The 24,980-nt window shown below is 64.7% G+C and carries 3 protein-coding genes; all 3 read left to right on the top strand.

Translation table 11 applies throughout. The features are described from left to right. A complete protein-coding gene (locus LOY37_RS17410; protein ID WP_258715388.1) occupies positions 1 to 12,372 on the top strand; it encodes a non-ribosomal peptide synthase/polyketide synthase in 12,372 nt (4,123 codons plus the stop codon). Next, positions 12,372 to 15,785, top strand: coding sequence for an amino acid adenylation domain-containing protein (locus tag LOY37_RS17405; RefSeq protein WP_258715387.1), 3,414 nt, complete (start codon positions 12,372 to 12,374; stop codon positions 15,783 to 15,785). Before LOY37_RS17410 ends, LOY37_RS17405 begins: the two co-directional genes overlap by 1 nt. A 67-nt stretch (positions 15,786 to 15,852) precedes the next feature. Continuing rightward, complete coding sequence (locus LOY37_RS17400; protein WP_258715386.1) at positions 15,853 to 24,966, top strand: non-ribosomal peptide synthetase; 9,114 nt, start codon at positions 15,853 to 15,855, stop codon at positions 24,964 to 24,966. The last annotated feature ends 14 nt before the right edge of the window (positions 24,967 to 24,980 follow it).

Raw genomic sequence — 24,980 nt, 5'->3', positions numbered from 1 at the left:
ATGCTTGAGCAACGAATGCTGGCGCTGGCTGAGCGCTTCACCCGTTTTTCCGCTGCTGAACGGCGCGCCTTGCAGGCGCGCATGCTTGAGCAAGGCCTGTCGCTGGAAAGCCTGCCGATTCCCCGGCGCGAAGACCCCAGCGAGGCGACACCCGCCTCGCATGCCCAGCAGCGGATGTGGTTTCTCTGGCAACTGGAGCCGGACTCCACGGCCTATAACCAACTGGCCGTGCTGCGCTTGCGCGGACAGCTGAATGTCGAAAGCCTGCGGCAAAGCTTCGAGGCGCTGGTGACCCGCCATGAAGTCCTGCGCACCCGTTTTGTGCTGCAGGACGGCCAGGTGTTGCAGCAGGTCGAGGCCGTTGCGCGCTTTGAACTGCAACTGCTCGACTTTAGCGGCGAGAACGGCCAGGCACTGGCGGATCAGGAGATTGAACGCCAGGCCCGGCAAGCCTTCGACCTGGAGCAGGGGCCGTTGCTGCGGGCCACGCTGCTCAGGCTGGATGCCGAGCAACATGTGCTGTTGTTCTGCACCCATCACATCGTTTGTGATGCCTGGTCCCTGCCGATTCTGGTCGAAGAAGTGACCCACGGCTATGCGCGCCTGGTCGCGGACGCCGAGCAGGCCGTACCCGCGCCGTTGGCCGTGCAGTATGCCGACCATGCACGTTGGCAGCGCCTGTGGCTGGACGCCGGTGAAGCGCAACGGCAGCTGGCGTACTGGAAAGCCAACCTTGGAGAGGAGGCGGTCAACCTCGAGCTGCCCCTCGATTACCCACGCCCGGCGTCGCGCAGTGCACGTGGCGCACGGGTGCCGATTGCCTTGTCCGAGAGCGTTTCGCAAGCGGTGCGCGCATTCGCCGCGAGCATGGGCGCGACGCCGTTCATGGTGCTGCTGGCATCGTTTCAGGCGGTGCTGCATCGCTACAGCGGCGCATCGGATATCCGCATTGGCACGCCGATCGCCAATAGGACACGGGCCGAGGTCGAGCCGCTGATCGGTTTCTTCGTCAATACCCAGGTACTGCGGGCACAGGTCGATGGGCAGATGTCGTTCGTCGAGCTGGTGCAGCAGGCCAAGCAGCGCGTGCTCGAGGCCCAGGCCCATCAGGACCTGCCGTTCGAGCACCTGGTCGATGCCTTGCAGCCGCAGCGCAGCCTGAACCAGAGCCCGCTGTTCCAGGTGATGTTCAACCACCAGGTGGCGCAACCGGCGGTTGACCAGTGGCGCCTGCCGGGATTGACCGTCGAGGCGCTCGATCGAGGCAGCGACACGGTGCGTTTCGATCTGACCCTCAACACCGAGGACCAGGGCGGGATACTCAAGGCGTCGCTGGCCTATGCCTGTGACCTGTTCGAGCCAGCCACCATCGAGCGGCTCGGCGAGCACTGGCGTTACCTGCTTGAGCGCTGCCTTGCCGAGCCGCACCAGCGCCTGGCGGAACAGTCGCTGTTCGACGATGCCCAGACTCGTCAGTTGCTCGACGCCTGCAATGACCCGCAAGCCAGCGTCCCGGCTTGCCTGCTGAGCCTGATCGCCGAGCAGGTCGCAACCCGGCCCCAGGCAACCGCGCTGGTGTTTGCCGAGGCGACCTTGAGTTATGCGCAGCTCGACGCCCAGGCCAACCGGCTGGCCCAGCGCCTGCGGGCGTCGGGGGTTGGGCCGGACGTTCTGGTGGGCATCGCCGTCGAGCGTTCGATGGCGTTGGTCGTGGCCGTGCTTGCCGTGCTCAAGGCCGGTGGCGCCTATGTACCGCTGGACCCTGAGTATCCGCGCGAGCGCCTGGCCTACATGATCGAGGACAGCAGCATTGCCCTGCTGCTGAGCCAGGCGCCGGTGCTCTCGCGCCTGCCCGCCGACCTGCCGTTGCCTGTGCAGTTGCTTGACGATCCGTCTCTGGAGCAGTGCAGCGACCAGCCTTTGCCGATTGTGCAGCAGGCCGAGAACCTCGCCTACCTGATCTATACCTCCGGTTCCACCGGCCGGCCGAAAGCGGCGGGTAATCGCTATGGGGCCTTGAGCGGGCGCTTGCAATGGATGCGCGATACCTATGCCATGAGCCCCGCAGACGCGGTGCTACAGAAAACCTCAAGCAGTTTTGATGTCTCGGTCTGGGAGCTGTTGCTGCCGTTGACCTGTGGTGCGCCGGTGGTGCTGGCGCAACCGGGCGACCAGCGAGACCCGGAGCGTCTGCTGGCGCTGATCCAGGCTCATCAGGTCAGTACCTTGCACTTTGTTCCCTCGATGCTCCAGGCGTTCATTGAAACCCCTGGGCTTGAAGGCTGTACGTCGTTGCGCAATCTGTTCAGTGGGGGCGAGGCGTTGTCTCGCGAGCTGCAGCACAAGGTGCTGCAACGCCTGCCCCACGTAGCCTTGTACAACCGTTACGGGCCCGTGGAGGCGACCATCAATGCCAGCCACAGCCAACGCGCAACCGCCAGCGATACACGGGTAGGCATTGGCCGGCCGCTGGTTGATACCGCCTTGTACGTGCTCGGTGGCGGTCTTGAGGTGCTGGCCCCGGCGGCCATCGGTGAGCTGTACATCGGCGGCGCGGCGCTGGCGCGTGGTTATCACCGCCGCCCTGGGCTGACGGCCGAGCGCTTTGTCCCCGATCCGTTCGGCCGCAGCCCGGGCGCACGCCTGTACCGCAGCGGTGACCTGGTGCGGCGGGGGGCTGACGGCGAATTGCAGTTTGTTACCCGTATCGATCACCAGGTGAAGATCCGCGGCATGCGTGTCGAACTGGGGGAAATCGAGTCGCAGTTGCTGGCCCTGGCACCGGTGCGCGAAGCGGTGGTGCTGGCCGTTGACGCCAGCCTTGGCAAACAGCTGGTTGCCTACGTGGTCGCCGACGCTGGCACCCCGCCAAGCCAGCTGCGCGAGCAATTGCACGCAGTGCTGCCGGACTACATGGTGCCCGCGCATGTGGTGCTGCTTGACCAACTGCCCGTGACGGCCAATGGCAAGCTCGACCGCATGGCCTTGCCGCAGCCCGGGCTGGAGCGCGCGCAGGAAGATTATCAGGCACCGGCCAATGAGCTGGAGCAGCGCATTGCAACGATCTGGGAGGCGGTGCTCAAGCGCCAGGCCATCGGTCGTCAGGACAACTTCTTCGAGCTCGGTGGCGACTCGATCATCTCCATTCAGGTGGTGAGCCGCGCACGCCAGGCCGGCATTCATTTCACCCCGCGCGATCTGTTCCAGCAGCAGACTGTCCAGGGCCTGGCCAGTGTCGCCCGGCTGGGTGGCGTGCAGCGCTTCGAACAAGCGCCGGTGGTCGGTGAGGTGCCATTGCTGCCGATTGCCCAGGCGTTTTTCGAGCAGTCACTGCAGGCCCCTGGGCACTGGAACCAATCGGTCCTGCTGCAACCGCGAGCGCCCTTGCAAGCCGAGCTGCTGGAGCAGGTGTTGCAAGCGCTGGTGGTGCATCACGATGCACTGCGCTTGAACTTCCAGCGCCAGGCCGACGGTAGCTGGCAGGCCACCTACGGTGCGCTGACGCGCCTGCCAGCGGCATTGCTTTGGCAGGCTGACGTGGCGGATGAGCAGGCCCTGACCGCGCGCTGCAACGAGGTTCAGCGCAGTCTGGACTTGCAGCACGGGCCGCTGCTGCGCGGGTTGCTGGCAACCTTGGCCGATGGCTCGCAGCGGCTGCTGCTGGTGGTTCACCACCTGGCGGTCGATGGTGTGTCGTGGCGCCTGTTGCTCGAGGATATCCAGCAGGCATACCAGCAGCTGATGGCTGGCCAAGCGCTGCGCTTGCAGGACAAGACCAGTTCGCTCAAGGCCTGGAGCGAGCGTTTGCAGGTGCGAGCCCGCGAGCGGCGCATGGACACCGAGCTGGCTTACTGGCGTGAGCAGTTGAGCTGCGCCAACGACTTGCCATGCCGTGACCCGCAGGCGAGCCTGTTGGCCAGTCACGCCCGCAGCGTCCAGACCCGGCTCGACAGCACCGCGACGCGCCAGTTGCTGCAACAGGCGCCTGCTGCCTACCGTACGCAGATCAACGACTTGCTGCTGACGGCCCTGGCTCGTGTCATCAGCCGCTGGACCGGCGACCGGCATACCTTGATCCGCCTGGAAGGCCACGGCCGTGAAGCGCTGTTTGACGATATCGACCTGAGCCGGACCCTGGGCTGGTTTACCAGCGTGTTTGCGCTGCGTCTGACGGCTTGCGACGACCTTGGGCAATCGATCAAGCAGATCAAGGAGCAACTGCGCCAGGTGCCTGACAAGGGCATTGGCTACGGTCTTCTGCGCTATCTGGCCGATGAGCCGACGCGCCTGCAGTTGCGTGGCCTGGCGCATCCGCGGATCACCTTCAACTACCTGGGGCAGTTCGATGCCAGTTTTGCCGATGGGCAAGGCCTGTTTGTCCCCAGTACCGAGGACAAGGGCGAGGAGCGCAGCCCGCAGGCACTGTTGAGCAACTGGCTGACCTTGAACGGCCAGGTCTACGCGGGCGAACTCAGCCTGGAATGGACTTTCAGCGAGCAGATGTTCGACCGCGCGCAGATGCAGACGCTGGCCGATGAGTATGCCGACGAGCTGCGCAGCCTGATCAGCCATTGCTGTGATCCACGCCACCGTGGGGTTACCCCGTCCGACTTCGCGCTGGCGCGCTTGAGCCAGGCGCAACTGGACCGGCTGGCGTGCAATGGCGCGGATATCGAGGACCTCTATCCACTGTCGCCGATGCAGCAGGGCATGTTTTTCCACTCCCTCTATGAGCAGGGATCGGGTGACTATATCAATCAGTTGCGCGTGGATATCCGCGGGCTGGATCTGCAGCGCTTCCGCGATGCCTGGCAGGCGTGCCTGCAGGCCCATGAAGTGCTGCGCAGTGGTTTTATCTGGCCTGACGATGCCGACACGCCTGTGCAAGTGGTGCTCAAACAGGTCGAGCTGCCGTTTGAGGTCCTTGACTGGCGCGGGCGGCCGGGCAGTGCCCAGGACCTGCAGGAACTGGCGGACACTGAGCGGGCACGGGGTTTCGAGCTGAGCTGCGGGCCATTGCTGCGTTTGCTGTTGGTGCGTAGCGGCGAGCATGACTATCACCTGATCCACACCAGTCATCACATCCTGATGGACGGCTGGAGCAGCTCGTTGCTGATGGGCGAAGTGCTCCAGCGTTACCGAGGGCACGCCGTGCCAGCGCGGCCTGGGCGTTATGCCGATTACATCGGCTGGTTGCAGGCGCAGGATGATGCGCGCAGCCGCGTGTTCTGGGAGGCGCAGTTGTCTGACCTCGCCGCGCCGACCCTGCTGGCACCAGCCCTGGCTGGCGCGCACGGGCAGGCCGCTAGCGGTCAGGGCCAGTACCAGGCGAGCCTGACGCCGGGGCAAAGCGCTCGCTTGAGCGAGTTTGCCCGGCAACAGAAAGTCACCCTCAATACCCTGGTACAGGCAGCCTGGCTGGTATTGCTACAGCGCTATACCGGCCAGCCTTCAGTGGCATTGGGTGCCACGGTGGCGGGGCGGCCGGCGGAGCTTGCCGGCATCGAACAGCAGGTTGGCCTGTTCATCAACACCCTGCCGGTCATTGCCAGCCCGGCTGCAGAGCTGAGCGTCGGGCACTGGCTGCAACAGGTCCAGGCGCAGAACGTGGCGCTGCGTGAACATGAGCAGGTGCCGCTGGCCGATATTCAGCGGTGGGCTGGACGGGCGGGCGAGCCGCTGTTCGACAGCATCCTGGTGTTCGAGAACTATCCTATTGCCGATGCGCTGCAACAAGGTGCGCCTGAAGGGCTGCAGTTCGGCGAGGTGCAGATGCAGGAGCAGACGCACTTTGCGCTGACCCTTGCGGTGGGGCTCGGCGAGGTGCTGACCTTGCAGTTCAGCTACGACCGGGCGCTGTGTGATGACACTGCGGTGACGAACCTGTGCGGCCATCTGACCCAACTGCTGCAAGGCTTTGTCGAGCAGGTCGATCAGCCGCTTGGCCAGTTGCCGATGCTGGGTGAACGCGCGCAACGCCAGGTTATCGACGGCTGGAACAATACCGCGCAGCACTACACCGACTCGCGCTGCGTGCACCAGGTGATTGCCGACCAGGCCCAGCGCACGCCCGCGGCCACGGCCCTGGTCTTCGCCGGACAGGCCATGTCCTACGCGGCGCTGGAGCTGCAGGCCAACCAATGGGCCCAGCGCCTGGTTGGCGCAGGCGTGGGCCCGGAGGTGCTGGTCGGCATCGCTGCCGAACGCAGCCTGGAAATGGTCGTCGGCTTGCTGGCGGTGCTCAAGGCCGGCGGCGCTTATGTGCCGCTGGACCCCGATTACCCCGCCGAACGCCTGACCTACATGATCGAGGACAGCGGTATCGGGCTGTTGCTGACCCAGTCGGCACTGCTCGAGCGCTTGAGCCTGCCGGGCAGTCTGCAGACCTTGCTGCTGGACCAGCCCGAGGCACTGACACCCGCCCAGGGCATGGCGCCAGTGCCGTGCACGCCTGATGCGCAGAACCTGGCCTACGTGATCTATACCTCAGGCTCGACCGGCAAGCCCAAGGGCGCCGGTAACCGCCATGTGGCCCTGAGCAACCGCCTTAACTGGATGCAACAGGCTTACGGCCTGACACCTGACGATGTCGTGCTGCAGAAGACCCCGTTCAGTTTCGACGTCTCGGTCTGGGAGTTCTTCTGGCCGCTGATGTTCGGTGCCCGCCTGGTCATCGCCGAGCCCGGCGATCATCGGGATCCTGCAAGGCTGGTTGCTTTGATCCGCAACCAGGGCGTCAGCACCCTGCATTTTGTGCCGTCCATGTTGCAGGCGTTCATGCAGGACGAGGCGGTGGCCTGTTGTACCTCGCTCAAGCGGATAGTCTGCAGTGGCGAAGCACTGCCGGTGGATGCCCAGGCGCAGGTTTTTTCCCAGTTGCCCGGTGCGGCGCTTTACAACCTGTATGGGCCGACTGAAGCGGCCATCGACGTCACCCACTGGACCTGCCGGGAAGAGCCGGGGGACAGCGTGCCGATCGGTGAGCCGATCGCCAACCTGCAAACCTGGATTCTCGATGCGAGCCTGCAATTGCTGCCGGCGGGGGTGATCGGCGAGCTGTACCTTGGCGGCGAAGGCCTGGCCAGGGGATATCATTTGCGTCCAGGACTGACCGCCGAGCGTTTCGTCGCCAGCCCGTTCGACGCTGCTCAGCGCCTGTACCGCACCGGTGACCTGGCGCGCTACCGTGCCGATGGGGTGATCGAATATGCCGGTCGCATCGACCACCAGGTAAAAATTCGCGGGCTGCGTATCGAGCTGGGCGAAATCGAGGCACGCCTGGTCGAACACGCGTCGGTTCGCGAGGCCGCGGTGCTGGCGGTGGGCGACAACGCCGCCCAACGCCTGGTGGCCTATGTAGTACCGAGCGCGGACTTTGCCAGCGCCCAGGCCGAGCAAGGCGCCTGGCGCCAGGCGCTGGACCAGCACTTGAAGGCAAACCTGCCCGACTACATGGTGCCCGCTCGCATCCAGTTGATCGAGCGGATGCCACTCAGCCCCAACGGTAAACTGGAGCGCAAGGCCCTGCCTGCGCCTGACCTGGAACCGAGCCAGCAATACGTGGCACCGGTGGCGGAGCTGGAGCGGCAGATTGCCCAGATCTGGCAAAGCGTGCTCAAGTGCGAGCGCGTCGGTTTGACCGACAACTTTTTCGAACTGGGCGGTGACTCGATCATTTCCATCCAGGTGGTCAGCCGCGCGCGTCAGGCGGGTATCCATTTCACTCCTAAACAGCTGTTCCAGCATCAGACCGTGCAAAGCCTGGCGGCGGTTGCGGCAACCGGCGCCGCGGCCCTTGAGATCGATCAGGGGCCAGCCAGCGGGCGGGTGCAGTTGCTGCCGATCCAGGCGCAGTTCTTCGAACAAGACATGCAGACACGCCAGCACTGGAACCAGTCGGTGCTGCTCAAGCCCGCCGAACGCCTGCAGGCGCCAGCACTGGAGCAGGCCCTGCAAGCGCTGGTGCAGCATCATGACGCGTTGCGCCTGAACTTCAGCGCGGCAGACGGGCAATGGCGGGCCGATTACCGCAGCCTGCAACAACAGGCGCAGCACTGGCGGCGCGAAGGGCTGCTGTGGCAGGCAAGCGTGCACGACCAAAGCGAACTGGCCGCAGCCTGTGAACGGGCCCAGTGCAGCCTCGACCTTGCACAGGGGCCGCTGCTCAGAGCGTTGCTGCTCGACCTGCCTGACCAGCAGCAGCGCTTGCTGCTGGTCATCCACCACCTGGTGGTGGACGGGGTTTCCTGGCGCATCCTCTTTGAGGACCTGCAGGCAGCCTACGCCAGTGCCCTGGCGGGCACGCCCGGCAACCTGCCGGCCAAGACCAGTTCGGTGCAGGCCTGGGCGGCACGCTTGCAGCGCTATGCCCAAAGCGAGGCCGTGCGCGGGCAGGTCGACTACTGGCAGGCGCAATTGTCGGTGGCGGGCAGTGCGCTACCCTGCGACGATCCGGACGCCAGCCTGCATAGCCGTTACGCCCACAGCGTGGTCACTCGCCTGGATGCCGGGCTCACCCGGCAATTGCTGCAAGTGGCGCCGAATGCTTACCGGACGCAGGTCAACGATGTGCTCCTGGCGGCGCTGGCGCGGGTCATTGCGCGCTGGAGCGGGCAGGCCGATACGCTGATCCAGCTGGAAGGGCATGGCCGCGAAGACCTCTTCGATGACATTGACCTGACCCGGTCGGTTGGCTGGTTCACCAGCCTGTTCCCGGTGCGCCTGAGTGCCCGTGATGACCTGGGTGAGACCCTGAAAACCGTCAAGGAGCAGTTGCGCGCGATCCCCGACAAGGGGCTGGGCTATGGCGTGCTCGGCCATTTTGCTGAACCAGGCGATCGCGCCCGGCTCACAGGGCTGGCGGTGCCGCGCATCACGTTCAACTACCTGGGCCAGTTCGACAGCAGTTTCACCGACGACGCGGCACTGTTCACCCCGACTGGTGAGGCGCGGGGGGCCGAGCAGGGCGCTGATGTTCCACTGGCCAACTGGTTGATGCTCAATGGCCGGGTGTTTGATGGCGAGCTGAGTATCGGCTGGACGTTCAGCACGCAAATGTTCGCTGCCTCGACGGTGCAGCGCCTGGCCGATGACTATGAGCAGGAACTGACAGCGCTGGTCGCCCATTGCTGTGACCCACGCAGCCAGGGCGCCACGCCATCGGACTTTGCCCTGGCGCAACTGACTCAGGCACAGCTCGATCAGTTGGACCTGAGCGCAGTCGAAGACCTCTATCCGCTGTCACCGATGCAGCAGGGCATGCTGTTCCATGCCCTCGATGGTCGCGAGCAGGGCAGTTACGTCAACCAGATGAGCGTCGAGGTTTTCGGCCTCGATGTAGAGGCTTTTGCCGCTGCCTGGCAGGCCACTGTGCAGGCCCACGACATCCTGCGAACCCGTTTCATCTGGCAGGGCGTTGGCGCACGTCCCTTGCAGGCAGTGCAAGCATCGGTGGAGGTGCCCTTTACCGTTCTTGACTGGCGTCAGCGTGCCGACCTGGACGAGGCGCTGGGCGCGCTGGCGGCCAGTGAGCGCAAGCGCGGTTTCGACCTGGGCTGCGCGCCGTTGCTGCGCCTGCATGTGGTGCACTGCGACGGGCAACGCTACCAGCTGATCTACACCAGCCACCATATCCTTATGGACGGTTGGAGCAATTCACAACTGATGGGGGAGGTGCTGCAACGCTATCGTGGCGAGCAACCGGCTGCGCTGCACGGCCGTTACCGTGACTATATCCAGTGGCTGCAGGCTCAGGACGAGCAGGCCAGTGAAGCGTTCTGGAAAGCGCAACTGCAGGACCTGGTCGGCCCAACCCGGCTGGCCGCAAGCACGGCACATGACGCTGGCAACCGCCACCAGCGCGAGTACCGGCACGTGCTGGAAGGCTCGCGCAGCCAACGCTTGCATGGGTTTGCCCGCGAGCAGAAGGTGACCTTCAACACCCTGGTTCAGGCCGCCTGGGCACTCTTGCTGCAGAGTTACAGCGGCCAGCAAACGGTCGTGTTCGGTGCCACGGTAGCCGGGCGTCCGGTCGAACTGCCTGATGCCGAACGGCAGATGGGGTTGTTCATCAATACCCTGCCGGTTGCCGCCACGCCGCGCCCGGAGCAAAGCGTCGGCAGCTTCCTGCAGGCGCTGCAGGCGAAAAACCTGAGCCTGCGCGAGCATGAACATACCCCGCTGTTCGACATTCAACGCTGGGCCGGACACAGTGCTGAATCGCTGTTCGACAACATTCTGGTGTTCGAGAACTACCCGGTGTCGCAGGCCCTGGAGCAGGGCGCAACCCAGGATTTGCGTTTTGGCCGGCTCAACAGCCACGAGCAAACGCACTACCCGCTGACCTTGCTGGTTTCGACGGGCGAGGAACTGGTGCTGCAGTTCAACTATGCCTGCGCGTTGTTCAGCGATGCCCAGATCGAGCGTCTCGCCAGCCACCTGGACAACCTGCTCGAGCAACTCTGCCAGGCGCCGCAACGGGTCCTCGGCGAGTTGGACATGCTAACCGGCAACGAGCGCGGGCTGCTGCTCGAAACCTGCAACAGCAATACCCTGGCCTTTGCTCACCAGCGCTGTATCCATCAGCATATCGAAGCGCAGGCTGCGCGCAGGGCTGACGCAACGGCATTGATCGACGGTCAGGCGCACATCAGTTATGCCCAGTTGAACCAGCGGGCCAATCTTCTGGCCTGTGCCTTGATCGAGCTTGGCGTGGGCCCCGAGGTGCGGGTCGGCGTGGCGATGCCGCGCTCGAGTGAAATGCTGGTGGCCTTGCTGGCGGTGCTCAAGGCAGGTGGTGCGTATGTGCCGTTGGACCCCGACTACCCGGCCGAGCGTGTGGCCTACATGCTTGAAGACAGTCGCGCCCGCGTCCTGCTGAGCCAGCAGCAGGTGCTGGAGCACCTCAGCGTGCCCACCAGCGTTCAGGTCGTGCCGGTGGAGCGTGGCTATGGCGAGCAGGCGACGACCATGCCTGGCAACCCGCAGACAGCGGTCTCGGCGCAGAACCTGGCGTATGTCATCTATACCTCCGGCTCCACCGGCAAACCCAAGGGCGTGGCGATTACCCATCGCAACGTCGGCGCACTGATTCAGTGGTCGCAGCAGGTTTACAGCCAGGAAGATATCCAGGGTGTGCTGGCGTCGACGTCGATCTGCTTCGACCTGTCGGTGTGGGAGCTGTTCGTCACCCTGGCCAATGGCGGTCAGGTGATCATGGCGCGCAATGCCCTGGAGCTGCCGACCCTGGCGGCCCGCGAGCGGGTACGTCTGCTCAACAGTGTGCCCTCGGCAGTCGCGGCCCTGCAGCGTGCCGGGCAGATTCCGCCGGGCGTGCGCATTGTCAACCTGGCTGGCGAGCCGCTCAGGCAGGCGCTGGTGGAGCAGCTGTATGCCAGCGGCACCATCGAGCACGTCTACGACCTGTACGGACCGTCGGAAGACACCACCTACTCGACCTGGACGCGCCGTCACCCTGGCGGCACACCGAGTATCGGCCGGCCGTTGGCCAACACCCGCGCCTACGTCGTCGATGGCCGCTTGCAGCCGACCGCCCTTGGAGTGGCCGGCGAGTTGCTGCTGGCCGGCGACGGGGTTACCCGTGGCTACCTGCTGCGCCCGGGTCTTACCGCCGAGAGGTTCGTGCCGGATCCCTTCGGTGTGCCCGGCGCCCGCCTGTACCGCAGCGGTGACCTGGTGCGCTACCGCGACGACGGCGAGCTTGAGTACATCGGCCGCCTGGATCATCAGGTCAAGATCCGTGGGTTCCGCATCGAGCTGGGCGAAGTCGAAGCACGCCTGCAGGCCCTGGCCCAGGTGCGCGAGGCTGCGGTGCTGGCGCTGCAGGGCGCGCGGGGCGCGCACCTGGTGGCCTACCTGGTGGTGGATGGCGACCTCGCGCCAAGCGCCTACGCCCAGGCCGGCGGAGCCATCAGGCATGCGCTGCGAGCCGACCTGCCCGACTACATGATTCCAGCCCACGTGCTGTTCCTTGAACAGTTGCCGCTGACCCCCAACGGCAAACTTGACCGCAAGGCGCTGCCGGCAGTCGACAGCCAGGTTGGCAGCAGCGAATTCATTGCGCCAGGCACTGAGCTGGCCTGCCAGGTGGCGCAGATCTGGCAGCAGGTGCTGCAGGTCGAGCGGATTGGCATGAACGATAACTTCTTCGAGATGGGCGGTCACTCCTTGCTGGTGGTGAGCGTCGTGTCGCGAATTCAACTTGAGCTTGGTATGAAACTGACAGCGCAAACGGTTTTTCAATTCCCGGTCCTCGGCGCCTTGGTCGCCGAGCTGGAACAGAGCGGGTCTTCGCTGAACAGTGAAAAACTCAGCAGGCTCGATGCGTTGCTCGACGAAATGGAGGCCATCTGATGGATCAGCAGGTCGCCTTGAAGATTGCTCAGCGTTTCATTCTTCTGCCGCTGGAAAAACGCCGGCTGTACCTGGAAAAAATGCAGGCAGAGGGCATCTCGCCCGCCAACCTGCCGATACCGCGGGTGAGCGATGAGTTCGAACAACTGCCACTGTCTTTTGCCCAGGAGCGCCAGTGGTTTCTCTGGCAACTGGACCCTGACAGCGCCGCCTACCACATCCCCACCGCGCTGCGTCTACGTGGCCCGCTGGACATCGCCAGCCTGCAGCAGGCCTTCGACCTGCTGGGCGCGCGGCATGCCACACTGCGCACGCGGTTTGTCCAGAACGCCCAAGGTGGCACTTGCCAGGTCATTGATGCCCAGGCCAATTTGCGCATTGCGGTGCAGCCGTTGAGTGTGCCGCCGGGGCAGTCGGCCGAGCAGGCGCTCAGGCAGTTCATCAGCGCCGAAACCGCGCAGCTGTTTGACTTGCGCCAGGGGCCCTTGTTGCGGATCAAGCTGCTGACCCTGGGCCACGACGATCACGTGCTGGTGCTGACCCAGCATCACATCGTCTCGGATGCGCGCTCCATGCAGGTCATGGTCGAGGAACTGGTGGCCCTGTACAGCGCCCGCTTGCAAGGACAGCCTTGCAGCCTGCCGGCAGTGGCGCTGCAGTACAGTGACTATGCGATCTGGCAGCGCCACTGGATGCAAGCTGGTGAGCGCGAACGCCAACTGGCCTACTGGCTTGAGCAACTGGGCGATCAGCAACCGGTGCTGGCGCTGCCCACCGACCGGCCGCGCCCGGCCAGCAGGAGCTTTCGCGGTGCACGTGTGGAGATACAGCTGGACAGCGACCTGAGCCAGGCACTGCAAGGGCTGGCGCGACAACAGGGTGCAACGCTGTTCATGCTGTTACTGGCATCGTTCCAGGCGCTGCTGGCGCGCTATAGCGGCGAGCGGGATATTCGCGTCGGAGTACCGGTGGCCAACCGCAACCGCCCGGAAACCGAGCGCTTGATCGGCTTTTTCGTCAATACCCAGGTACTGCGTGCCGAGGTTGACGGGCACCTGCGTTTCAGCGAGCTGCTGGCCCAGGTTCGTGAGCGGGCGCTGGGCGCCCAGGCGCACCAGGACCTGCCCTTCGAACAACTGGTCGAAGCCCTGCACCCGGAGCGCAGCCTGAGCCATAGCCCGTTGTTCCAGGTGATGTTCAATCACCGCAGCGACACCCCGGGCGCGGCGCCTCAGGCCGCGCTGGCCCTGCAGGTCGAGGCGGTTGGCCAGGACAGCCAGGATGCACAGTTCGACCTCACCCTGACCACCCATGAATCCGCGCAAGGCATTGGCGCCAGCCTCAACTACGCTACGGACCTGTTCGACGCGGCCACCATCGAGCAGATGCTCGGGCATTGGCAAGCGCTGCTGCGGGCGGTGGCCGCTGACCCGCAGGCACGTCTGGGCCAGCTGGCGTTGCTCAACCCGGCGCAACAGCAGTCAACGCTGCGCTGCTGGAACCCGGCGCCGCAACAGTTCCCTGTGCGCCACTGCATCCATGAACTGTTCGAAGCCCAGGTCGAACGCAACCCGGATGCGCTGGCGGTGTCGCGCGGTGACCAGTGCTTGAGCTACGGCCAGCTCAACAACAGCGCCAACCAGCTGGCCCATCGGCTGATTGCCATGGGGGTGGGGGCCGATGTCCGGGTGGGCCTGGCGGCGACCCGCGACCTGCCGATGATCGTCGGCCTGCTGGCCATCCTCAAGGCCGGTGGCGCCTACGTTCCGCTCGACCCCAACTACCCGCAGGGCCGCCTGGCCTACATGATGCAGGACAGCGGCATGTCGATGTTGCTGGCGCAGGAGCAATTGCTGGCGCAGCTGCCGGTGCCGGAAGGCGTACCAACCCTGCTGCTGGACGTGGCGGATGACGGTGATTGCAGCAACCCGCAGCTCAAGCTCGACCCGGACAACCTGGCCTATGTGATCTACACCTCGGGCTCGACCGGGCTACCGAAGGGCACCTTGCTGGCGCATGCCAACGTCGTGCGTCTGTTCGCGGCCACCGAGCAGTGGTTCGCCTTCAACAGTGCCGATGTGTGGAGCCTGTTTCACTCATTCGCCTTCGATTTCTCGGTGTGGGAAATCTTTGGTGCCTTGCTGCACGGCGGCCGGCTGGTCATGGTCGACCAGGACACTGCCCGCTCGCCCGAGGCGTTCCTGGCGCTGCTGCAGCGCGAGCGGGTCACGGTGCTCAACCAGACCCCCTCGGCGTTCAAGGTGCTGGCCCAGGTTGCCTGCGCCGCGCCCGCCGGGACGCTGGACCTGGCCTTGCGTTATGTGGTGTTTGGCGGCGAAAACCTCGAGGTCAGCAGCCTGGCGCCGTGGTTCGAGCGCTTTGGTGACGAGGCACCGCGCCTGATCAACATGTATGGCATCACCGAGACCACGGTGCACGTGACCTATCGACCGTTGTCCAGGGCTGATCTGGGCAGTGCCCAGGGCAGCCCCATTGGCGAACCGATTGGCGACTTGTCCTGGTACGTGCTCGATGGCGACCTCAACCCGGTACCTCACGGCTGTGTGGGTGAGTTGTATGTCGGGCGCGCGGGGCTGGCCCGTGGCTATTTGAATCGCGGTGGTTTGAGTGCCAGCCGCTTTGTTCCCGATCCGTTCGGCAACCCCGGCGGGCGTCTCTATCGCACTGGAGACCTGGCGCGCTTCACCGCCAGCGGCACGGTCGAGTATGCCGGGCGTGCCGACCACCAGGTGAAGATCCGTGGTTTTCGCATTGAGCTGGGCGAGGTCCAGGAGCGTTTGCAAACCCTGGCAGAGGTCGACCAGGCCCTGGTGCTGGCGCACCAGGGCGTGGCCGGGCAACAACTGGTGGCCTACCTGATCGCTTCGCGCGCGGACATCGCCCTGGCCAGCGCCGAGGATCAAGCTCAGGCCGTGGAGCGTTTGCGCGGCTTGTTGTTGCAGGCGCTGCCCGAGTACATGGTGCCGACCCACATGGTCTTCCTCGCGGCGTGGCCGTTGACCGCCAACGGCAAGCTTGATCGCAAGGCCCTGCCGACGCCTGACCAATTGCAGGGATCACGCCGTTATCGCGCCCCGCAGAGCGCGCTCGAGTTGCAACTGGCAGCGGTCTGGCAAGAGGTACTGCAGGTGCCCCAGGTTGGCCTCGACGATGACTTCTTCAGCCTTGGCGGGCACTCGCTGCTGGCCACCCAGGTGATTGTCCGCATCCGTGAGCAAGTGAACCTGGAAGTGCCGTTGCGTGAATTGTTTCAGGCCCGCGACTTCAAGGCTTTCTGTGCGCTGGTGGCAACGCTTCAGGCGCAGAGCTCGCCGCTGGAAGACGAATTGGCTAAATCTCTGCAGGCCCTCAAACGTTTAACTGGAGATGAACTTGAAAAGCTAATTTCCTAATGAGGGTCTGGGTGTGCAAGAGCTGATCGGGGCAGTTGGAGCGCTTTCGTCAAAGGAACGCAAAGCCTTGGCGATACTGCTGAAGCAAAAAGGGATCAACCTCTTCAATGTCGCGCCGATTTTCAAGCGCAAAGCCGACGAGCCCTTGTTGTTGTCCTATGCGCAGGAGCGCCAGTGGTTTCTCTGGCAGATGGAGCCAGACAGCGCCAACTACCATATTCCACTCGCGCTGCGCCTGCGCGGCGAGCTCGACCTTGGCGCCTTGCAGCGCAGTGTCGAGGCGTTGCATCTGCGCCATGAAGCGTTGCGCACCACCTTTGTCGACGACGACCTGCAGGCCCTGCAGGTCGTCCACCCGTCCATGACTGCGGACTTCACCTGCCTGGACTGGTCGAACGAGCCAGCGTCGGCGCGTTCTGACGCGCGGCTGAAGGCCTTCGTCGAGGAGCAGGTCGGCCAGCTGTTCGATTTACGCCAGGGGCCGCTGTTGCGCGTCTGCCTGCTGCGCCTTGATGCCGATGAACACGTATTGCTGCTCATCCAGCACCATATTGTCTCTGACGGTTGGTCCATGGAGATCCTGCTGCGCGAGATCATCGAGTACTACAGCGCGTTCACCCAAGGCCGGGCCCCGGACCTTGCGCCGCTGCCGATCCAGTACGCCGACTACGCCCTCTGGCAGCGCCAGTGGATGGAGGCAGGTGAACGTGAGCGGCAACTGGCCTACTGGACTGCGCAGCTGGGTAGCGAGCATCCCTTGCTTGAGCTGCCCACTGACCGACCGCGTCCGGCTGAGCAGAGTTATCGCGGTGCGCGGCTGGCGCTGAGCCTGCCCGATGGCCTGGCCGATGCGCTCAAGCGTTTCGCCGGGCAGGAGAATGTCACCCTGTTCACCCTGCTGCTGAGCAGCTTCGAGCTGTTGCTGCACCGCTACAGTGGCCAGGCCGAGATTCGTGTCGGGGTACCCTCGGCCAACCGCAACCGGGTGGAGACCGAGGGGCTGATCGGTTTTTTCGTCAACACCCAGGTGATCAAGGCCTGCTTTGACGATCAGCTGACCTTCCGCCAGTTGCTGCAGGCCGTGCACCAGACAGTGCTCGATGCCCAGACTCATCAGGATTTGCCGTTCGAACAACTGGTCGAGGCGTTGCGCCCGGAGCGCAGCCTCAGCCACAGCCCGCTGTTCCAGGTCATGTACAACCACCAGAGCGACGCGCGCAAGCGTCACCAGCTGGCGGGGCAGGGCGGGCCCCTGACGATCGAGGCGCTGGCGTGGGAAAAGCACACCGCTCAGTTCGACCTGATGCTCGATACCCATGACAGCCCGAGCGGGCTTGCCGCCGGCCTGACCTACGCCAGCGACCTGTTTGAACGCGCGACCGTCGAGCGCATGGCTGCGCATTGGCTGGGCCTGTTGCAGGCGATCGTGCAACAGCCCGATCAGCGCGTCGCGGCCATGCCCCTGCTCGACAGCGATCAGTGGCAGCAACAGGTCGTGCGCTGGAACGACACGGCGATGGACTACCCCTTGGCGTGTTGCGTGCATCAGTTGATCGAACAACAGGCGCAGGCCACACCCGACCGGGTAGCCCTGGTTCTGGGTGCTGCGCAGCTCAGTTACCGCCAGCTCAATGAGGTCGCCAACCAGTGGGCACACCGCTTGCTGGGCGCAGGTGTCGGGCCCGATGTGCTGGTGGGTATTGCCGCCGAACGCAGCCTGGAAATGGTTATCGGCCTGCTGGCGGTGCTCAAGGCTGGCGGCGCTTATGTACCGCTGGACCCGGATTATCCCGCGGAGCGCCTGGCCTACATGATGCAGGACAGCGGCATGCGCCTGCTGCTGAGCCAACAATCGGTACGTGAGCGCTTGCCGGTGCCGGCCGATGTCGAATGCCTGCTGCTCGATCAACCTCAGGATGGCTGGCCTGTCAGCAACCCGGCGTGCTACCCGCACCCGCAGAACCTGGCCTATGTCATCTACACCTCCGGCTCCACGGGCAAGCCAAAAGGCGCGGCCAACCGCCACCTGGCCCTGACCAACCGGCTGTGCTGGATGCAACAGGCCTATGGCCTGGGCGAACAGGACCGGGTCTTGCAGAAGACGCCGTTCAGCTTCGACGTTTCGGTGTGGGAGTTCTTCTGGCCGCTGATGACGGGGGCACGCCTGGTGCTGGCGGCGCCGGGTGATCACAAGGATCCTGCGCGGCTGATCGAGGTCATCCGCCGTGAACAGATAACCACCTTGCACTTTGTGCCCTCGATGCTGCAGGTGTTCATGCTCGATGACCAGGCGGGTCTTTGCACCTCGCTGAGCCGAGTGATTTGCAGTGGCGAGGCGTTGCCGGCGGATGCCCAGCAACAGGTTCTGAGCCGCTTGCCGCAAGCCAGCTTGTACAACTTGTATGGACCGACCGAAGCGGCAATCGATGTTACCCACTGGACCTGTCGCGACGAAGGCCGCGACAGCGTGCCAATTGGCCAGCCGATTGCCAACCTTGGCACCTATGTGCTGGACGACGAGCTGACGCCGGTGCCCGTGGGGGTAACGGGTGAGCTGTACCTGGCCGGTATCGGGCTTGCGCGCGGCTATCATCGCCGTCCGGGCCTGAGCGCCGAACGGTTTGTCGTCAGCCCGTTCGCCAGCGGCGAGCGTATGTACCGCACAGGCGACCTGGCGCGTCAGCGCAGTGACGGGGTGATCGAGTACCGCGGGCGGATCGACCATCAGGTAAAAATCCGTGGACTGCGCATTGAGCTGGGCGAGATCGAGGCACGCTTGCTGGAACAGGATGAAATCCACGAGGCGGTTGTTCTGGCCGTTGCCACTGCCAATGGCCAGCAACTGGTGGCGTATCTGGTGCCGGCCCGGCGCGACTGGCCTGGCGACGACCGCCAGCGCCAGGCGCAGGCGCGCGAGCGGCTGCGGTCGCGCTTGCTGGCGGCCTTGCCCGACTACATGGTGCCCAGCCAACTGATGTTCCTCGACAGCCTGCCGTTGAGCCCCAACGGCAAGCTGGAACGCCGGGCGCTGCCGGTGCCTGATGCAGAGCAGATGCAGCAGGCCTATGTGGCCCCGGGCAGTGCCGTGGAAGTGGCGCTGGCGGCGCTTTGGCAAGAGGTGCTCAAGGTTGAACGGGTGGGTCTGAACGACAACTTTTTCGAACTCGGCGGCGACTCCATCGTGTCCATTCAACTGGTCAGCCGCGCGCGGCGCCAGGGCATCGTGTTCACCCCTAAAGAGCTGTTCCAGCACCAGACGGTGCAGAGCCTGGCGGCGGTCGCCCGGTCTCGCGAGGTCGGCGAAGGCGATGCAGTGGACCAGGGCCTGGTCAGTGGCGCGGCGTTGCTGCTGCCGATCCACCAGGCGTTTTTTGCCAGTGACATCCCCCAGCGTCACCAGTGGAACCAGTCGGTGCTGCTCAAGCCATCACAGCCGCTGCAGGCCGACCTGCTGGAGCGTGCGCTGCAAGCGTTGGTGATGCACCACGATGTCTTGCGTTCGTGCTTCAGCGCCGAACAGGTGTGCTATCTGCAGCCCGAGCGCCTGCTTGCGCACTGGGCGCAGGCCCCGCTGCTGTGGCAAATCGCGCCAGTCGACCTGGCCGCGCTTTCAGTCGACTGCGACGAGGCCCAGCGCAGCCTGCAACCGGCACAAGGGCAGTTGCTGCGGGCGCTGTTGGCGACCCTGGCCGACGGTCAGCAACGGCTGTTGCTGGTGGTCCACCACCTGGCTGTGGATGGTGTGTCCTGGCGCATCCTGTTCGAAGACCTGCAACAGGCCTACACACAGTTGGCGGCAGGCCAGCCTGTGGCCTTGCCGGCCAAGACCACTTCGGTCAAAGCCTGGGCCGAACGTCTGCAAACCTATGCGCGGGGCGACAACCTGCAGGCGCAGCTCGGCTACTGGCAGCAGCAGTTGCAGGGCGCATGCGCCGAGCTGCCCCAGGATCACGCCGACGGTACGCTGCGCAGTCGCGATGCGCTGACGCTGTACAGCCAGTTGAGCCCGCAGCTGACGCGCAAGCTGTTGCAGCAGGCTCCCGCGGCTTACCGCACGCAGATCAACGACCTGCTGCTGGCAGCCCTGGCCAGGGTGTTGCAGCGCTGGACCGGCGCCGACCATTGCCTGATCCAGCTTGAAGGCCATGGCCGTGAAGAGCTGTTCGATGAGGTCGACCTGACCCGCACCCTGGGTTGGTTCACCAGCATGTTTGCGCTCAAGTTGCAGGCCTTCGAGCAGTGGAGCGACACCCTCAAGGGGATCAAGGAGCAACTGCGGGCGGTGCCGGACAAAGGCATCGGCTACGGGGTGCTGCGTTACCTGGGTGATCAGCAGGCGCGTGAAAGCCTGGCGCAATTGCCGGTGCCGCGGGTGACCTTCAACTACCTTGGGCAGTTCGACGCCAGTTTCAGCAGCGATCAGGCACTGTTCGTTCCCGCCGCTGAAAACCGAGGGCTTGAGCGCAGCCTGGACGCGCCGCTGGGCAACTGGTTGAGCCTCAATGGCCAAGTGTACGACTCGGCCTTGAGCATAGGCTGGACCTTCAGCCGCAGCATGTTCGATGAGGCGACGATCGCGCACCTGGCCGCGCAGTACAGCGAGGAGCTCGAGCGTCTGATCGAGCATTGCTGCGATCAGGGCGTTGGCGCGGTGACCCCCTCGGACTTCCCGCTGGCGCAGGTTTCGCAGGCCTGGCTTGACCAACTGCCGATTGCCGCCGGCGAAATCGAAGACATCTACCCGCTCTCGCCGATGCAGCAGGGCATGCTCCTGCACACACTGGAAGACAACGAGTCGGCGCTTTACATCAACCAGGTGCAGTTGCCGGTGCAGGGCCTGGATGTCGAGCGATTCTGCCAGGCCTGGCAGGCGGCAATCGACCGCCACGAGGCCCTGCGTACCAGCTTTCATTGGCCCGATCGGCAGACGCCGGCGCTGCAAGTCGTGCAGCGCCGGGTCAAGCTGCACGTACAGACCCTCGACTGGCAGGATCAACCCTGGGATGAACAGCGTGTCGCGCAATGTGCCAGCGCCGAACGGGCCCGCGGCTTTGATATCGGCGCCGCGCCGTTGCTGCGCCTGTTGCTGATTGGTACCGGCCCCGGGCAATACCGGATGATCTGGACCAGCCACCACATCCTGATGGATGGCTGGAGCAATTCACGTCTGCTCGCAGAAGTGCTGCAGCATTACTGTGGCGCGCAGGTTGCGGCGCCAGGCGGGCGCTTTCGCGACTTCATCGGCTGGCTGCAGGGGCAGGACGCCAAGGGCCTCGAACAGTTCTGGAAGCAGCGCCTGCAGGCTTTGGTCGAGCCGACTTCGCTGAGCCAGGCGGTGCATCCGCGGCACAGCAGCAGCGAGCCCGGTCACCGGGCGCTGTACACCCGCTGGGATGCAGCGCGCACTGCACGGTTGCAGCAGGTGTGCCGTGACTTGCGTATCACCCCCAACACCCTGATTCAGGGCGCCTGGCTGCTCTTGCTGCAACGCTACACGCGCCAGGACACCGTGGTGTTCGGCGCCACGGTTGCCGGGCGACCGGAGGGCCTGGCCAATGCCGACACCCTGCTGGGCCTGTTTATCAATACCTTGCCAGTCATTCACCGCATCAAGCCGGAACAAGCGCTGGATGCCTGGTTGCGCGACCTGCAAGCCTACAACCTGGACGTGCGCGATCATTCCCATGTGCCGCTGGCGGATATCCAGCGTTGGGCAGGCATGGGCGGACAGGCGTTGTTCGACAGCATCATCGTGTTCGAGAACTACCCGATCGATGAGCGGCTTGGCGAGGCCCGGGACAGCGGCCTGCACTTTGGCGAGTCACGCAATCACGATGTCACCAACTTCCCGATGGACCTGGCCGTCCACCTCAACGACAGCCTGTCGATCGAATACCTGCATTTGCGCAGTGCCTTCAGCGAGCAGGCCGTCGAGGGCATCCGTCACGCCATGGAGGGGCTACTGACGGCCATGCTCGAGACACCGCTGCAGCGGGTGGGTAACCTGCAACGCCTGGATACCGCGCAGTGGCAGCAACTGCAGGCCTGGGGGGCACAGCCGGCGCGGCAGTACCGTCCGCTGTCGGTGGTCGAGCTGATTGACGAACAGGCCCGGCGTCAGCCCGGGGCGATTGCGGTGGAATGTGCGGGGCAGCGCCTGGACTATGCCGCCCTGCAGCGCCAGAGCAATGCTCTGGCCGCGACCTTGATGGCGCAGGGCGCGGGCCCTGAAGTTCTGCTCGGGGTGGCCCTGGAGCGTTCGCCGCAGATGATCGTGGCACTGCTGGCCGTGCTCAAGTGCGGCGCGGCGTATGTGCCGCTGGACATCGATTACCCGAGCGAGCGCCTGGCCTACATGATCGAGGACTCGGGCATGGCCCTGGTCATTACCCACAGCGATCTGCTCGGGCGCCTGCCGCTGCCGGCGCTGTTGCCACGGGTAGAGATGGATCGACTGCCGCTTGATGAACAGCGCGTCGGGCCAGCGCTTGCCTGCGGCGATGATCGCAACCTGGCGTACCTGATCTACACCTCCGGTTCCACCGGTCAGCCCAAGGGCGTGGCGGTTACCCGCGGGCCCTTGAGCATGCACTGCCAGGCAATTATCGAACGCTACGAAATGAACGCCAGCACCCGCGAACTGCACTTTATGTCGTTTGCCTTCGACGGTGCCCATGAGCGTTGGTTGAGCGTCCTCGGCAGCGGCGGGGCGCTGGTCATTCGCGACGCCGAACTGTGGACACCGGAGCAGACGTTCAAGGCCCTTGGGCAGCAGGCAATCACCATCGCCTGCTTCCCGCCGGCCTACCTCAAGCAGGTTGCCGAGTATGCCCGCCAGTGTGGCGAGCCTGCGCCTGCGGTGAACATCTACTGCTTTGGCGGCGACGCCGTACCCGAACAGACCTTCGAGCTGGTCAAGGCAGCATTGCGCCCGCAGTACTTCACCAATGGCTACGGACCGACTGAGACCGTGGTCACCCCGCTGCTATGGAAAGTGCCGGCCGATTCGACCTGTGAAGCTGCGTATGCACCGATCGGCCGCGCCGTCGGCTTGCGCGCCTTGCAGGTCCTGGACGATGACCTCAACCCGTTGCCTGCAGGCTTCGCCGGCGAGCTGTACATTGCTGGCGAGGGGGTCGCCCGAGGCTACCATCGTCGCCCGGGCCTGACCGCCGAGCGCTTCGTACCGGACCCTTTCGGCCAGCCAGGAACCCGGGCCTACCGCAGTGGTGACCTGGTGCGCCTGCGTGAGGACGGCATCATCGACTACGTCGGTCGTATCGATCACCAGGTAAAGATTCGCGGCTTTCGCATCGAGCTGGGCGAAGTCGAGGCCTGCCTGCGCCAGCAACCCGGGGTCAGCGATGCGCTGGTCATTGCCCGTGACTTTGCCGCCGGCAAGCGCTTGATTGCCTACGCGGTCACCCCGCACGGCATCGATCAGGGGCCGGCACTGCTCAGCGGTCTGCGCGCGGTGCTGCCCGACTACATGGTCCCGGCACAGGTTATCTGCCTCGCGGCACTGCCCATCTCGCTCAACGGCAAACTCGACCGCAAGGCCTTGCCAGAGCCGGATTTCAGCGCCGATAGCTACCTGGCCCCGCGCAGCGAGCAGGAACACCTGCTGGCGCAGGTCTGGGCCGAGGTGCTGCAAGTCGACAGGGTTGGCATCAGTGACAACTTCTTCGAGCTGGGCGGCGACTCGATTCTCAGCTTGCAGGTCATTTCCCGCGTGCGTAATCACCCGCAGCTGGACATCAACCTCAAGTTGCGCGACCTGATGCGCTACCAGACCATCGCCGGCCTGTTCGATCAGCAGGTCTTTGCCGGTGCTGCGCAGCAGGAGGACCTGAGCCACCTGGTCAGCGATGGCCGGTTCAGCCTGTTGCCGATCCAGGAATGGTTCTTCGCCCAGAACATGCCAGAGGCGCACCACTTCAACCAGGCATTGATGCTGCGCTCGCGCCAGGCACTCGAGCCGCAGGCGCTGGAGCAGGCTTTGCAGGCTGTGGTGCAGCAGCATGATGGCTTGCGCTTGTGCTTTGCCAAGGAGGGCGAACGTTGGTATCAGGCGTATCGGCCACAGCAGGCCCAGGCCGACAAGCCGCTGCTGGAGCAGGTGAGCGTGGCCGATGAGGCGGCGCTGGAAGACTTGACGGCCCAGGTGCAACGTAGCCTGGACCTGCAGCAAGGGCCATTGATGCGCGCCCTGAATATCACCTTTGCCGGCGAGCAGCGCTTGCTGCTGGTCATTCACCACCTGGCGATTGATACGGTGTCCTGGCGCATCTTGCTGCAGGACTTGCAACAGGCCTACCAGGCTTGCAGCCAGGGCAACAGCCCGGAGTTGCCGATTCGCACCAGCAGCTACCAGGCCTGGGCGACCCGTCTTGAACAACAAGCGCCGCTGCTGTTGGAGCGCGAGCTGGGGTACTGGCTCGAACAACTGCAAGACTCGGGGCAGCCTTTCCCTTGCGATAACCCCCGTGGCAAGAACCTGGTCGGCTTCCATGCGGTAGAGCGCATGGAGCTCGACGCCCAGCGCACCAGCGAACTGTTGACCCAGGTGCCGGCGGTCTACCAGACGCAGATCAATGACCTGTTGCTGGGCGCCTTGAGTCGCGTGCTGTGCCGCTGGACCGGGCAGGATGCGGCGTTGATCCAGCTTGAAGGTCACGGTCGTGAAGACCTGTTCGACGAGCTGGATTTGAGCCGTAGCCTGGGCTGGTTCACCAGCATGTACCCGGTACGCCTGGTGCCCGGTGCCGAGGATGACATCCGCGCCAGCCTGCTCGGGGTTCAGCGCCAGTTGGCGGCGGTCCCCGACAAGGGGCTGGGTTACGGCGTGTTGCGCTACCTGGCGGGCAATAGCCTCAGGCAGCAATTTGCCGGGCTGGCCCAGGCCAGGGTGACCTTCAACTACCTGGGCCAGTTCGACCAGAGCTTTGACGAGCGCGCCTTGTTGGTGCCGGCCGAGCAAAGCGTGGGGGCGTGCTACAGCCTGCAAGCGCCGCTGGGCAACTGGCTGGAGATTGTCGGCCAGGTGTTCGACGGCCGCCTGGCCTTGCGTTGTGTGTTCAGTACCCGGCGCTATCGTCGTGAAACCATTCGCCAGTTGATGGACGACTATCAGCGCGAGCTGCAGGCGATCATCAGCCATTGCCTGGCCCAGGCCGCCTGAGCCGCCAACCTGTG

Origin of the sequence: Pseudomonas sp. B21-012 (assembly GCF_024749305.1) — a bacterium.
In the GTDB taxonomy this organism is placed as follows: Bacteria; Pseudomonadota; Gammaproteobacteria; order Pseudomonadales; family Pseudomonadaceae; genus Aquipseudomonas.
This window is presented reverse-complemented; position numbering and strand designations above follow the sequence as displayed.

Excerpts from the sequence above, each read along its gene's own strand:
- LOY37_RS17410 (WP_258715388.1), top strand. The coding sequence starts at position 1 with ATGCTTGAGCAACGAATGCTGGCGCTGGCTGAGCGCTTCACCCGTTTT.
- LOY37_RS17405 (WP_258715387.1), top strand. The coding sequence starts at position 12,372 with ATGGATCAGCAGGTCGCCTTGAAGATTGCTCAGCGTTTCATTCTTCTG.